At 66.3% G+C, this 14255-nt stretch carries 12 protein-coding genes; 8 read left to right on the top strand and 4 right to left on the bottom strand.

The genetic code is table 11. From position 1 onward, the window contains the following. From AC5RV3_RS13445 to AC5RV3_RS13455, 3 genes are all read left to right on the top strand, one after another. Nucleotides 1–1676, top strand: a 1676-nt coding sequence (locus tag AC5RV3_RS13445; RefSeq protein ID WP_494122571.1) for an Ig-like domain repeat protein, incomplete at its 5' end; no start/stop codon positions are given. Between the two features lie 192 nt (nucleotides 1677–1868). Further along, nucleotides 1869–3650: an acetyl/propionyl/methylcrotonyl-CoA carboxylase subunit alpha gene (locus tag AC5RV3_RS13450; protein ID WP_494122572.1), complete on the top strand. Its 1782-nt coding sequence runs from the start codon at nucleotides 1869–1871 to the stop codon at nucleotides 3648–3650. A 177-nt stretch (nucleotides 3651–3827) separates the two neighbouring features. Then, a complete protein-coding gene (locus AC5RV3_RS13455; protein WP_493977616.1) occupies nucleotides 3828–4097 on the top strand; it encodes a GlsB/YeaQ/YmgE family stress response membrane protein in 270 nt (89 codons plus the stop codon). Between the two features lie 161 nt (nucleotides 4098–4258). Here AC5RV3_RS13455 and AC5RV3_RS13460 read toward each other — a convergent pair whose 3' ends face one another. Next, on the bottom strand, nucleotides 4259–5662 hold the full coding sequence (locus AC5RV3_RS13460) for an MFS transporter (protein WP_494122573.1): 1404 nt from the start codon (nucleotides 5660–5662) through the stop codon (nucleotides 4259–4261). A 213-nt stretch (nucleotides 5663–5875) separates the two neighbouring features. Between AC5RV3_RS13460 and AC5RV3_RS13465 the strand changes: the two genes are divergently transcribed. Further along, on the top strand, nucleotides 5876–6730 hold the full coding sequence (locus AC5RV3_RS13465) for an alpha/beta fold hydrolase (RefSeq protein ID WP_494122574.1): 855 nt from the start codon (nucleotides 5876–5878) through the stop codon (nucleotides 6728–6730). Between the two features lie 78 nt (nucleotides 6731–6808). Here AC5RV3_RS13465 and AC5RV3_RS13470 read toward each other — a convergent pair whose 3' ends face one another. Continuing rightward, entirely contained in the window at nucleotides 6809–7504 is a 696-nt protein-coding gene (locus AC5RV3_RS13470; RefSeq protein ID WP_494122575.1) for a hypothetical protein, read from the bottom strand. A gap of 207 nt (nucleotides 7505–7711) precedes the next feature. Between AC5RV3_RS13470 and AC5RV3_RS13475 the strand changes: the two genes are divergently transcribed. The 4 genes from AC5RV3_RS13475 (at nucleotide 7712) to AC5RV3_RS13490 (ending at nucleotide 11643) form a co-directional block, all read left to right on the top strand. Continuing rightward, the gene (locus AC5RV3_RS13475; protein ID WP_494122576.1) at nucleotides 7712–7900 is read left to right on the top strand and encodes a hypothetical protein; all 189 of its coding nucleotides are present in this window, start codon (nucleotides 7712–7714) and stop codon (nucleotides 7898–7900) included. 74 nt (nucleotides 7901–7974) lie between these two features. After that, a complete protein-coding gene (locus AC5RV3_RS13480) occupies nucleotides 7975–8298 on the top strand; it encodes a hypothetical protein (protein WP_494122577.1) in 324 nt (107 codons plus the stop codon). A 30-nt stretch (nucleotides 8299–8328) separates the two neighbouring features. Further along, nucleotides 8329–10803, top strand: coding sequence for a Tex family protein (locus AC5RV3_RS13485; RefSeq protein ID WP_494122578.1), 2475 nt, complete (start codon nucleotides 8329–8331; stop codon nucleotides 10801–10803). 468 nt (nucleotides 10804–11271) lie between these two features. Beyond that, a complete protein-coding gene (locus AC5RV3_RS13490) occupies nucleotides 11272–11643 on the top strand; it encodes a hypothetical protein (protein ID WP_494122579.1) in 372 nt (123 codons plus the stop codon). 37 nt (nucleotides 11644–11680) lie between these two features. Here the strand turns inward: AC5RV3_RS13490 and AC5RV3_RS13495 are convergent, their stop codons facing one another. After that, entirely contained in the window at nucleotides 11681–12661 is a 981-nt protein-coding gene (locus AC5RV3_RS13495; protein WP_494122580.1) for a response regulator transcription factor, read from the bottom strand. Nucleotides 12662–12784: 123 nt separating this feature from the next. Beyond that, a complete protein-coding gene (locus tag AC5RV3_RS13500) occupies nucleotides 12785–14188 on the bottom strand; it encodes an NAD(P)H-quinone dehydrogenase (RefSeq protein ID WP_494122581.1) in 1404 nt (467 codons plus the stop codon). Nucleotides 14189–14255 lie beyond the last annotated feature (67 nt).

A 14255-nucleotide genomic window follows, 5' to 3' on the forward strand; every position in this document is an offset into this window, starting at 1 on the left:
CCGTCACCGCCACCTACCAGGCCACCGGTTATACCGACATCGCCAGGACCTCGGCCGAGCGGACCATCAACAAACCGTTCACTGACGCACCGGTACCAACGCTCACCGGCGGCAACGATGTCGGCGCGACCCTGACCGCCGTGCCCGGCGCAACCACACCGGCAGCCACCACCGTCACCTGGCAGTGGCAGCGCGACGGCAAGGCCATCGGCGGGGCGACCAAGGCGACCTACACCCTGGTCGGCGACGATGCCGGAAAGAAGATCTCCGTCACCGCCACCTACCAGGCCACCGGTTATACCGACATCGCCAGGACCTCGGCCGAGCGGACCATCAACAAACCGTTCACTGACGCACCGGTACCGACGCTCACCGGCGGCAATGATGTCGGCGCGACCCTGACCGCGGTGCCCGGCGCAACCACACCGGCAGCCACCGTCACCTGGCAGTGGCTGCGCGACGGCAAGGCCATCGACGGGGCGACCAAGGCGACCTACACCCTGGTCGGCGACGACGCCGGAAAGAAGATCTCCGTCACCGCCACCTACCAGGCCACCGGTTATACCGACATCGCCAGGACCTCGGCCGAGCGGACCATCAACAAACCGTTCGACAGTGTGCCTGCTCCGACGATCAGCGGCTCCAAGACCCTTGGCGCTACGCTGACCGCCGTTGGAAGTGCATCACCGACGGCGTCGAAGGTCACCTACCAGTGGCTGCGCGACGGCAAGGCGATTGCCGGTGCAACGGGCGCTACCTACAAGCTGGTCCAGGTTGACGCCGGCACGAAGATCAGTGTCACGGCAACCCATGCCTTGACCGGCTACACGACGACGTCGAAAACCTCGGCCGCCGTCGCAACTGCCTTCGCCTTCGAGAGTGCACCGACACCGACGATCAGCGGTTCCAAGACGCTTGGGGCCGTGTTGACCGCCACGGTCGGTGCCAGCAAGCCCGCCGCGTCCTCTACCACCTACCAGTGGCTGCGGGACGGGAAGGCCATCAACAAGGCAACCTCGTCAACGTACAAGCTGACCGCCCTGGACGCTGGCAAGATCAGTGTCCAGGTCACCAGGGCAGCCGATGGCTACGCAACTACAGTCAAGACGTCGTCTTCCGTCGCTACTGAGTACGCCTTTACCTCGGCTCCGAAGCCCACCATTTCAGGAACCAAGAAGGTTGGCTCTACGTTGACGGCGAATACCTCGGCCAGCAAGCCGGTGGCGACGAAGGTGGCTTACCAGTGGCTGCGCGACGGCAGAGCCATCAGCAAGGCAACGTCGTCAAAGTACAAGCTGACCGCAGCTGATGCCGGCAAGAAGATCAGCGTCAAGGTGACCCGGTCCACAACGGGCTACGTAAACCAGGCGTCTACCTCTTCGACGGCGACTGTGGCCAAGGTGGCTTCCAAGGTGAGCGTTGCGGCGTCGTCGACGAAGGCGAAGACGGCCGTCTTGACCATCAAGGTCACGGCCAGTGGCTTCAAGAACCTGACCGGCACCGTCACCATCAAGGACGGCAGCAAGACCGTGGCAAAGAATGCCAAGGTCAAGAACGGCCAGGTCAGCCTCACGCTGAAGAACCAGAAGAAGGGCAAGCACAAGTACACGGTTACCTACGGCGGAACATCGCAGGTTGCCGGAAGCACAACCACCAAGACGGTCACCGTGAAGTAGCCCTGCGGTCCCCGTACACCAAAATGGCAGCGGGCGTTCCGATCTCCACCGGCCAGGTGGAAGATCGGGCGCCCGCTGTTCCCTTTGTAGGACCCCTACAAAGAACCGCCCCTTCACACGCAGAAAAGGGATGGTTCATGAGCGAATCCCGCAAAAGCAAGCTAGGCTCCTCAAGGATAGAAGGAGCTTTGAATGACCCAGCGCATCACCAAGGTACTGATCGCCAACCGTGGTGAAATTGCCGTCCGCGTAGTTCGTGCAGCACGGGACGAAGGCATTGCCTCGGTCGCCGTCTACGCCGATCCGGACCGTGATGCCCTGCACGTCCGCCTGGCAGACGAGGCCTATGCACTCGGCGGGAGCACCGCGGCCGAATCGTATCTGGTGATGGACAAGCTCCTGCAGGTGGCCGAGGCCGCCGGTGCCGATGCTGTCCACCCCGGCTACGGCTTCCTGTCCGAAAACGCAGAGTTCGCCCAGCGGGTCATCGACGCCGGCCTGACCTGGATCGGCCCGGGTCCCGACGCCATTTCCCAACTGGGCGACAAGGTCCAGGCCCGGCACATCGCCGAACGGGTCGGCGCCCCCTTGGTGCCCGGAACGCCCGATCCGGTGGGCAGCGTGCAGGAAGTTCTGGACTTCGCCGACACGCACGGCCTGCCGCTGGCCATCAAGGCGGCCTACGGCGGCGGCGGCCGCGGCATCAAGGTGGTTCGCGACCGAGAGGCCATCGCCGAGTCCTACGAGTCCGCGGTGCGCGAGGCCACGGCGGCATTCGGACGCGGCGAATGCTTCGTGGAGCGTTTCCTGGACTCTCCGCGGCACGTGGAAACCCAGTGCCTTGCCGACGCGCACGGCAACGTGGTGGTCATCTCGACCCGCGACTGTTCGCTGCAGCGCCGCAACCAAAAACTCGTGGAGGAGGCCCCGGCCCCGTTCCTGTCCCCCGAGCAGAACGAGCGCCTCTACGCAGCGTCCAAGGCGATCATGCGCGAGGCCAAGTACCAGGGCGCCGGCACCTGCGAATTCCTCGTCGGCCAGGACGGCACGATTTCCTTCCTCGAGGTCAACACCCGCCTGCAGGTGGAGCATCCCGTGTCCGAGGAAGTCACCGGCATCGACCTGGTCCGCGAACAGTTCCGCCTGGCCCGCGGCGAAGAGCTTGGCTATGACGACCCGGACGTGCGCGGCCACTCGTTCGAGTTCCGCATCAACGGCGAGGATGCCGGCCGCAACTTCATGCCGGCCCCCGGGACCGTCGAAACCCTGCGCCTGCCCACCGGCCCCGGCGTCCGCGTGGATTCGGGCATCGAAGCGGGCGAAGTCATCGGCGGCAACTTCGACTCCATGCTGGCCAAGCTCATCGTCACCGGCAGCACCCGCGCCCAGGCGCTGGAGCGCGCCCGCCGCGCGCTGGACGAGATGGAAATCGGCGGCATGCCCACCGTGCTGCCGTTCCATCGCGCCGTGGTGGCCGACCCTGCCTTCGCCCCCGCGGATGGGCCTTTCAGCATCCACACCCGCTGGATCGAAACCGAGTTCGTCAACGACATCCCGGCGTTCCAGTCGGTCCCGACTGCCGGACCCGACGACGACGGCGAACGCCAGCGTGTGACCGTCGAGGTCGGGGGGAAGCGGCTGGAGGTCGTGCTCCCAGCGGGTCTCGGCAGCGGTTCCGGCGCGCCGGCGAAGTCCAATGGCAAGCCCAAGCGCGCCGGCCGGGGCCGTTCCGGCTCCGCAGCCGGTGCCGTGACCGCTGGCGACGGATTGGCCTCGCCGATGCAGGGCACGATCGTGAAGGTAGCGGTCACCGAAGGCGACACGGTTGCGGAAGGCGATCTCGTCGTCGTCCTGGAGGCGATGAAGATGGAGCAGCCGCTCACCGCGCACAAGTCAGGGACCATTCTGGGGCTGGCCGCCAAGCCCGGGGACACCGTTTCAGCCGGTGCCGTGCTGGCCACCATCGCGGATTAAGGCGCCGTTTTCCGGTCGTACTGTATCACCGCTTGTAGTCTTGTCACGTTTTAGTACCAAGTGGGCGCGGGAACTTACTAAGCACGCTGTCCATGCGGTAGCGTGATGCTTACTAAGGAGCAGAACCCGGCCTGACCGGGAGAATTGACGCAGCACCTAACAAAGGAGATGCACCACATGAACTTCCTAGCATTCCTCTTACTCGGACTTATTGCCGGAGCCATCGCCAAGCTGATCCTTCCCGGACGGCAGGGCGGCGGCTGGATTGCCACGCTCGTCCTCGGTGTCATCGGTGCCCTCCTGGGCGGATGGATCGGCGGTGCTGTGATGGGCGCCGACATGAACGAATTCTTCAGCCTCGAATCGTGGATCTGGGCCATTATTGGCGCCCTGATCGTGCTGGTGATCTGGGGCTTCATCACCAAGAGGAGGAGCACAACCGCTTAACCTTGGCCGATTGAACTGCTCCTTCAGCGGCACAAAGGCCCGCCGTCCCACCGGGGACGGCGGGCCTTTGCCATGCCCACAACTGCGGCGGCACCTGAACCACGGCAAAAGAAAGACCCGCGGCCCCCGGCCGCGGGTCTTTCTTTAGTCCTACGAACAGGTCAGCTCGACTGGTTCTCGTAGTCCATGTCCTTGGTTTCCTTGGTCAGCAGCAGGGCAACCAGGGTCAGGACGGCAGCGCCACTGAGGTAGAGGCCCACCAGGACCGTGCTGCCCCCGGCCGCCTGCCACAGGGCGACGGCGATGAACGGGGCCACGGAAGCGCCCAGGATCGAGGAGAAGTTGTAGGCCACGGCCGACCCGGTGTAGCGCACGTTGGTCGGGAACAGTTCGGGCAGGATTGCGCCCATCGGTCCGAAGGTCAGGCCCATCAGCGTGAAGCCGATGATCAGGTGCGCCATGGTGCCGGCAAAGCCGCCGTCGAAAAGCGGCACCCAGAGGAAGCCGAATGCCATGATGCCCAGGGACACCGCGATCAGCGTCTTCTTGCGGCCATACTTTTCGGCCAGGGGTCCCGACACCAGGGTGAAGATGCCAAAGAACACCACGCCGATGATCAGCATCAGCAGGAAGTCGTTGCGGGCGTAGCCCAGCCCGGCGGCGAAGGTGTCCGGATCGAACGGCTTTCCGGCCGCCTCGGCCGCGGCGGCGGCGTCCTCGGCGTTGGTCGCTGCCGTGCCGTAGGAGAGCGTGAAGGTGGTCATCAGGTAGAACAGCACGTAGGTCGCCAGCATGATGAACGTACCCAGGATCAGCTGGCGCCAGCTGGTCTTGAACACCCGGCCCAGCGGCAGCTTGGTCACCTCGCCCTTGTCCACGACCTTCTGGAAAGCAGGGGTTTCCACCAGTTTCAGGCGCACCCACAGGCCGATGATGACCATCACGGCGCTGGCCAGGAACGGAATGCGCCAGCCCCAGGCCATGAACTCGTCATTGGCAAGGTTGATGCTCAGCACCAGGAACAGCGAGTTGGCGATGATGAAGCCGATCGGGGCGCCCAACTGCGGGAAGGTGCCGTAGATGGCCCGCTTGTTGGCCGGCGCATTCTCAGTAGCCAGGAGGGCCGCGCCGCTCCATTCGCCGCCAAGGGCCAAGCCTTGGGCGAAGCGCATGACCACCAGCAGGGCGGGCGCCCAGAAGGACCAGCCGTCCACTTGGGCGGTGGGCAGGCAGCCGATCAGGAAGGTAGCGATGCCCATGGTGAGCAACGAAGCCACCAGTGTTCCCTTGCGGCCGAACTTGTCGCCGAAGTGGCCGAAAATGATGGACCCCAACGGACGGGCGATGAAGGCTACGCCGAATACCGCGAACGAACTCAGCAGTGCGACGGCTCCGCTGGCATTCGGGAAGAACAGCGCCGGGAACACGAGCACGGCGGCCGTGGCATAGACATAGAAGTCATAGAACTCGATGGACGTGCCAACGAGGCTGGCAACGATGACGCGGCCGCGGGAGTTCACCGGCGCGGCAGGCGCCCCCGCGGTAACTGATGCTGGTTTGGACATTGATGTGTCGGCTTTCGCTCGAATGAATAACTTATGAATCTTAGCCAGACGGGTCCGGGATCCGGACAATCGTTTCAATATATGGACAGCTGTGCTAGCCGTCCTCATCACGCCGCAGCGTCTCCGTGCCGCCGGCAGGGCTCGCCGCGGCCGGCGGGCCGCCGTAGGCTGGGTGCGGACCGGCAGGAGGAATGCGCGGCAAGGGAGAGCTCAATGCAGGCCGATGAACGGCACAGGATGCTGGCGCGCCCCGATGCGGCCCTCTCCGTCTACTCCTGCGGCCCGCCGCACAGTCCCGGGATTCCAGCCGTCATGCTGGTCCACGGCTACCCCGATGACCACTCGGTCTTCGCCTCCGTCGCCACCGCGCTGAGCGCCGATAGCCACGTCATCTCCTATGACACCCGCAATGCCGGGGCGTCCCGAACCACCGTCGCCCATCGCGGCGCCTATCGCCTGCCCGTCCTGGTGGACGATCTCTTTGCGGTGATCGACGCCTCCGGGGCAAGGGGCGTGCACCTCGTAGGACACGACTGGGGATCGATCCAAGGATGGGCGGCAGCCCAGGATATCCGTGCCGAGGGTCGGATTCTGAGCCTCACCAGCATTTCCGGCCCAGACCTGGGCCACCTTCATCGCTGGTTCGGCCGCAGGCTACGCAGGCCCGCCCTCTGGCCCCAGGCGGCAGCACAGGCATTGCGCAGCTCGTACATCGCGGGGTTCCAGTTGCCGGTACTGCCGGAACTTGCCTGGCGGACGCTCCTGACCCGTCCGTACGAGCGCTTCGCCGGCCGAATGATCGGCGATAACGGTGCCCGCGGCCTCGCCCTCTACCGGGCGAACTGGTACCGCCGCCAGACCCTGTCGGCCCGCTGCCGGATTCCCGTGCAGGTGATAGTCCCACGGCGGGACCCGTTCCTCTCGCCCCACCTCGTGGATGGGCTGGAGGATTGGGTGCCGCAGCTGAAGGTCGTTGAAGTCGATGCCGGCCACTGGTGGCCCGCAGAGGCCGGAGAATCAGCTGCGCGGATGGTGAGGAGCTGGATTGCAGACTTAGCGGGGGCTTGAGGTTCCACTTGAAGGCACCGGCGAGCCGGCCTGCTATCCCCGCGGGCCCGGCCGGCTGTCCCGTTGGTGCGTCCGGGACTATCCCCGCGGCCGTGCCCGGCGTGACACGGCGTAGGACGGAGCGCGCAGCTTCTCGATCCACCGGTAGGTTGCCGCGTCCGGAAGCCGGTGCACGATCGGATCATAACGAAGCGCGGTGTCTCCCCCACCCTGCGCGGGCCGCAGCGTGAGGGTAGCAAACCGGCGCCACCGGCCCCACGGCTGTGCATGGAACAGCGCCAGCACCCAGTCCTCGCCGCCCAGCGCCCGTCGGAATCCGACGGGATCCGCCGGAAGCCGCCCGTTAGGCCGGAGCGTGCGGGCGGCGAGCTGGACCGGGCCGCGTGCCCCTCGGTAGGGCATCACCGTGGTCAGCGCTGCCGCACGAACATCCCGCCGGGGCTGCAGAAAGTACCTTCCGACCCGGGAGGCGCCGCTGGAAGCCAGCAGGATGTCGGCCTGCCCGCCCTCTGCGGTGACCCGCAGCGCGAGCCCGATGATGTCGGGAAACCGCGGCGGCAGCCCGGCTGACCTTGACAGCCGCGCCTCGACGTCGTTGTTCCCCGCTTGATCCAGCCACGGTATGCCGCTGGCGAAGGAATTTCCCGATCTCTCCAGCCGCCCTTCAAGGTGAAGTCCGATCGGATGGATGGGCCGGGCGGGCCGCAGCATCTTGAGCGCCGCGAAGACAAAGGCCAGGCCACGCCCCGCCACTGTGCCAATGTGATCCAGCATGGCCGCCGGCTCCTTCCCCCATGACGCTGCACCGCCTTCTGCATACGCTCGCGTCCGTCATCGCCGTCCGCTGTCCTGCCGGCAGGCATTCGGGCTGCGGCACCACCATAGACAGCATGCTGAGCATCAGCCTACTCTGATTGGCATCGGGCACTATGCGGACTGCGCCACACCGGGTCCGCCGCCCCTGGCGGGAGGAAGTCCATCATGAGCAGCGGCAAGGAATATTCCGGCTCCGGGGAAGAGGAAGCAGCAGCTCCCCCAGATCCTGCGCCTGGCGACGAAAAGAGCACGGAATCCGGGAATCCAACGGAAACCTCCGGTCCCGATTCCAAGGATGTGCAGGGGGAAGCCGCCGCCGAAAACGCCAAGGAAACGGGCGGATACGGCTACTGAAGCCGCCACCCCCGGCTTAAGGTTGTACCGTCCGTTCCGTCCGTACCGTCCGCGCTGGATGGCAAGGTGGCCACATGAACAAAGTAGACGTCATGACCGCCAGCCGGTATGCACGGAACCGCGGCGAACCGCGCCCCCGCGCCGAAGACCATCATGCCGGGGCCACGCGCGAGCCCTACTGCCGGGAACCGTATGTCCGGGTGCGCCATGAGGGGAAGACCTTCGATGCCAAGGCCATTTCCTGGGACCTGACCAGCGTGCAGGTGAAGTGGATGGATACGCACGGCTCCGCCCGTACCGCCTGGGTTCCCGGCAGCGCGGTCCGGCGGATCCACCGCGACGAGTCCAGCTGGCGCGACCCCTATGATGACTACGCCTTCTACTATCCCGGCACCTAGGGCAAGCCTCGAATACGGCACAATGGATCGGTGACCGAATCATCCGCGCCTGCCCCGCCCGCCCCCGCAGCAACCCTGCCTCCTGTCGATCCGGCCGCGCTCCATGCCCGGATCCACGCCCAGCTCGCCCAGGAGCTCGGCGTCCATGCCTGGCAGGTCAAGGCCGCGGTGGAAATGCTCGACGGCGGCGCCACCGTCCCGTTTATCGCCCGGTACCGCAAAGAGGCCACCGGCACCCTTGATGACGCGCAGCTGCGTGATCTCGAGGAGCGGCTGCGCTACCTGCGGGAATTGGAAGACCGCCGTCGTGCCGTGCTGGAGGCCATTGCCGCACAGGGCAAACTGACCGCCGAGCTGGAAAGGTCCGTCAACGGAGCCGAGACGAAGGCGCGGCTGGAGGACATCTACCTTCCCTACAAGTCCAAGCGGCGGACGAAGGCGCAGATCGCCCGCGAAGCAGGCCTGGAGCCGCTCGCCGATGGCCTCCTGGCCGACCCGTCCCAGGATCCGCTGTCGGCGGCAGGAGGTTTCCTCAATGCCGGGCACGCCATCAATGAGCCGGCCGATGCCTTGGCCGGCGCCCGGGCGATTCTGGTGGAGCGGGTCAGCCAGGACGCCGATCTGGTCTCCGAGCTGCGCGAACGGCTGTGGCAGCAGGGCCTGGTGCGGGCGGAGGTCCGCGAGGGTCAGGCGGAAACCGGCCAGAAGTTCGCCGACTACTTCGACTTCGCCCAAGACCCCGCCGGCCTTCCATCGCACCGGGTGCTGGCGCTGCTGCGGGGCGAGAAGGAAGGCGTGCTGAACCTGGACATCAGCGAGGGCAATCCGGCTCATCCGGAAGACTTCGCCGAGGCGCGCGGCCGGTTTGAAAACGCCGTGGCGTCACGGATGGGCGTGGTTGACCGCGGGCGGCCGGCCGACCGCTGGCTCCAGCAAACCGCGCAGCTGGGCTGGCGGCGGATCCTGGTCAAGCTGGCCATCGATCTCCGCGTGCGGCTGTTCACGGCGGCAGAAGACGAAGCCGTACGGGTCTTCGCCGCCAATTTGCGGGACGTGCTGCTGGCCGCACCGGCCGGCAACCGCGCCACCTTAGGGCTGGACCCCGGACTGCGCACGGGCGTGAAGGTCGCGGTCGTGGACGGCACCGGCAAGGTGGTGGCCACCGACACCATCTATCCGCATGCTCCGGCCAGGAAATGGGACGACTCGCTCGCCACCCTGGCCAGGCTCGCCGATCGGCACGCCGTCGAACTCGTAGCCATCGGCAACGGGACCGCTTCGCGGGAAACCGACAAGCTGGCCACCGAGCTGATCAAACTCATGGAGCCCACCCGCAAACTGCAGAAGCTGGTGGTTTCGGAGGCGGGTGCGTCGGTCTACTCGGCCTCGGCCTTGGCCTCGGCGGAACTGCCCGAACTGGATGTCTCGCTGCGCGGTGCCGTCTCGATCGCCCGACGGCTGCAGGACCCGCTGGCGGAACTGGTCAAGATCGACCCGAAGTCCATCGGCGTGGGGCAATACCAGCACGACGTCACGGCCAGCAAGCTGGAGCGGTCCCTGGACGCGGTGGTCGAAGACTGCGTCAACGCGGTCGGAGTGGATTTGAACACCGCCTCCCCGTCGCTGCTCTCCCGCGTGGCCGGCCTGGGTACGCAATTGAGCGAAAATATCGTGGCCTACCGCAATGCCAACGGCCCGTTCGCCAAGCGCTCCGAGCTGAAGAAGGTCCCGCGGCTGGGTGAGAAGGCGTTCGAACAGTGCGCCGGGTTCCTTCGCATTACCGGCGGGGCGGAGCCGCTTGATGCGTCGAGCGTGCACCCGGAGGCGTACGGCGTCGCCCGGAAAATCCTTGCCGCCGCAGGCACAACCGCGACGGCGGCGGGACGGGGCGCCCAGTCCCTGGCCGTACTGGACCCGCAGCAGTTCGTCGACGAGCACTTTGGCCTTCCGACGGTAGTGGACATCATCACCGAGCTGGAGAAGCCGGGCCGCGACCCTCGCCCGACCTTCACCGCCGCCTCTTTCACCGAGGGCGTGGAGAAGATTTCCGACTTGATCCCGGGAATGGTGCTGGAAGGCACCGTAACCAACGTCGCTGCATTCGGAGCCTTCGTCGACGTCGGCGTCCATCAGGACGGGCTGGTCCACATCTCCGCCATGTCGAACAAGTTCGTCTCGGATCCCCATGACGTGGTCAAGTCCGGCCAGGTCGTGAAGGTCAAGGTTCTCGAAGCAGATCCTGAGCGCAAGCGCATCTCCCTGACGCTGCGGCTCGACGACGACGCACCCGCCGGCGACCGGCGCCAGCCCGGTTCCGGCCACACAGGCCGCGCCGGGGAAACCCGCACCGGGAAGGGCGGGGCACGTCCCGGTCCCGCCGGGGGCAAGACGGGGCGCCGCGACGGCCGGAAGCCCGGTGGAAGCACCGGCCGCGCGTCCGGCCCCGGCGCCTCCGCCGACACCGCGATGGCCGAGGCGCTCCGGCGGGCAGGCTTGGGCAGCTAGCAAAGGAACAGCCCCAGCACCACCCTCACGTCCGGAGCACTCCCTCCGGACGAGACGAGGGTAAGGTTCTGGGGCTGTTCCTTACGGATGGTGGACTAACGGAGACTGTGCCTCCGGCCCCGGTTACGGGGTCTGAAACCACAGTCACCACTGTGACTGACGTCGCTTAAGGCTGCGGAGGGATCCGCTCAAGATTTGCACAGCTTTGTTTTAAGTGGCGGCTTGGTCCGGCACAGCGCGCGCCCGAGACCGGCGACGCGGCGGACCCGGCCCGTCGGCCCGCCCGCCCGGGAGCACGGGCAGGAGGAATTGGTGCTCAAGAGTTACCCAAGGTTGTGGCAGCACACCTCGGATGGCCCCGCCAGTCGCTTACGATGTAAGTACTTCGACGTCGCAACAAGTTTGAAAGGAGCGCCGCCCGATGCTCTCTTCCGGGCAGTCCTCCGCATCCGGCCATCAGGCGTTCTCATGACCGCCATTTCGCCGGAAACGCCTCTGGTTTCACCCGCGGTGCTGGAAAAACTGGCAACCGACCTCGACGACCACGACGGCAGCATGCGCCGCCGCTTCATCGGCAATTATGTGGGGCTTTGGGAACACCGCTATGGCAGGGTTTCCAACGCCATTCTCGCCCGGGACGCCGAAGACGCCATAGACGCAATCCTCAGTTTGAAGATCTCCAGCAGCATGGTGGGGGCCGGACGCCTCGGCCAGATGGCAGAGCACCTCGAAGGCCTGGTCAACGGCCGGCTCTTTGACGCCGCGGCCACTTTCTTGGACGAGCTGCGCACCTGCGGGATGACGACGACGTCGCAGCTGCGCAACCTGCATCTGCAGTAGCGCGCCCGTCAGGCGGGACTTTCGCGCCGGTGTGGCGTCACTGCTTCGGCGCCAGGCTGTAGCCCACGCCGCGGACTGTCTTAATCCAGCGCGGGGACTTGGTGTCGTCGCCGAGCTTGCGGCGGAGGTTGGCCATGTGCACTTCGATCGTGCGTTCGTCGGAGTCCGAAATGTAGCCGCCGGTGTTATAGGGCTCGTTGCGAAGCCGGCGGACAAGATCCGCCTTGGTCCGCACCACCCGGCCGCTTTCCATCAGGGCGTACAGCAGGTCGAATTCGCTGCGGGTCAGTTCTAGCTCGCGCCCGGACCGCATCACCGTGCGGGCACGGTGGTCGACCACGATGCCGTTGTGCTCCAGCACTCCCTCGCCGGCCGGGCTCGCCGCCTCGGCTGCGGCACTCGCTGGCCCGGCGGCGGTCTCGGCCGCGAAAGCCGGCGCGCCGCCGCCTCCTGCGAGCCCAGCTGCCGAAACGGCCCCGGACGTCGACAGCGACAGGCCCGGATGCCCCCCGGCGCCCACCCCTGCTCCCTGCAGGACGGGTTGCGGCGCCGGAGCGCTGGCCGCTGTGCCGGCCCCGGCCGCCCCTGCCGGCGCACCCCCGCGGGCACCGCCGTCCGCCGGCAAACCGCCGTCGCTGCCCTTGACCGTACGCGGGCGGCGCAGCATCGCGGTGATCCTGGCGCGCAGTTCCCGGGGGCGGAACGGCTTGGTGAGGTAATCGTCTGCGCCGGTTTCCAGGCCCAGCAAAGTGTCCAGTTCTTCGGCACGCGCGGTGAGCATGATGATGTAGGTGTCGCTGAAGCGGCGCACCTGGCGGGCCACCTCGAAGCCATCGATGTCCGGCAGGCCGAGGTCGAGGGTGACGACATCGGGATTGTGGCGCTTGATGGCGGCAACGCCTTCCATCCCGGAGGAGGCGGTGTACACCGTAAATCCGGAACTGGACAGGACCGTCGAGATCAGCTCCCGGATGTCCAGGTCATCCTCCACAATGACGGCAGTACGCTGCTCGCTCATCCTTTATCCCCCAACTGACCTAACTTCGATTCATCGTTTCATTGCATAGCTATTGATGATCATAGACCCAGAAACAAACAATGTGGCGAAATAGTAGTCGGGAATGACGGCGGAATCCGCCCCCTAGAGATGCACGTGCAGCCGCCTCGCCGCCTCGGAAATGGAACCGGTCAGCGACGGGTACACCGTGAACGTGTTGGCGATATCGTCCACGTGGAGTTTTTGGCTGACCGCCAGCGCGATGGGGAAGATCAGCTCGGAAGCCCGCGGGGCCACCACCACTCCCCCGATAACCGTGCCGGACCCGCGCCGGGCAATGATTTTCACAAAGCCGTCGGAGACGTTCATCATCTTGGCCCGCGCATTGGTGTTGAGCGAAAGTTTGATGATGTCGCCCTGATACTTTCCGGCGGCAATTTCCTCTTCGGTTACCCCGACGGTGGCGATCTCGGGGCTGGTGAAGATATTTGACGCCACCTGCTTAAGCTTCAGCGGCTTGACGTAGTCGCCCAGCAGGTGGGCCACGGCGATGCGGCCCTGCATCGCGGCCACCGAGGCCAAAGCGAGGACGCCGGTGCAGTCGCCGGCAGCATAGATGTTCGATGCGGTGGTGCGCGAGACGCCGTCCACCTTGATGTGGCCGCTCTCGGTCAGGGCAACCCCCGCTTCTTCGAGGCCAATGCCGGCGGTGTTGGGGACGCCGCCCACGGCGAGCAGGCAGTGCGACCCCTCGACCACCCGGCCGTCGGCCAAGGTGACCAGCACGCCGTCGTCCGTTCGTTCCACGCTGGCGGCGCGGGACTTGGACAGCACGGTCATGCCGCTGCGGGCGAAAACGTCCTCGAGCACCTCTGCGGCGTCGGCGTCTTCGCCCGGAAGCACCCGGTCCCGCGAGGAGACCAGGGTGACTTTGGTGCCAAGCATCCGGTAGGCGGAGGCGAACTCCGCTCCGGTCACGCCCGAACCGACCACGATCAGGTGTTCCGGGATCTCGGTCAGGTTGTAAACCTGGGTCCAGTTGAAGATGCGTTCACCGTCCGGCTTGGCCGTGGACAGTTCGCGGGGCGTGGCGCCGGTGGCCACCAGGATGGCATCCGCTGCGACCGTCTCGGTCCCGGCATCGGTCGACACGGCGATGGTGTTCGGGCCGGAGAGCTTGCCTTCGCCCAGGATGACGCGCACCCCGGCACGTTCCAACCCGTGGTGGATGTCCGCCGACTGGCTCTCGGCCAGCTTCAGCAGGCGGTCGTTGACCGTGCGCAGGTCGGCGTAGGCAGCCTTGGAGTCCTCGTCGAAGCGCACCCCGAGGTCATGGGCACTCGCGACCCGGCGCATGGCATCGGCGGTCGCGATCAGGGTCTTGGACGGCACCACATCGGTCAGCACGGCCGAACCGCCCAGACCCTTCCGTTCGATGATGGTCACCTTGGCGCCGAGCGAGTTGGCCACCATGGCCGCCTCATACCCGCCGGGGCCCCCGCCCAGGATCACCAGACGCGGGGCACTGAAATCTATTTGGCTAGTCACGGACTTCATTCTGTCGCATGCCCCGCAACGCCTCAACCTGCCGGCGCGGGCGTGCGGCAGGCGGACG

The sequence above is a fragment of the Arthrobacter sp. Y3221114 genome (assembly GCF_059092625.1).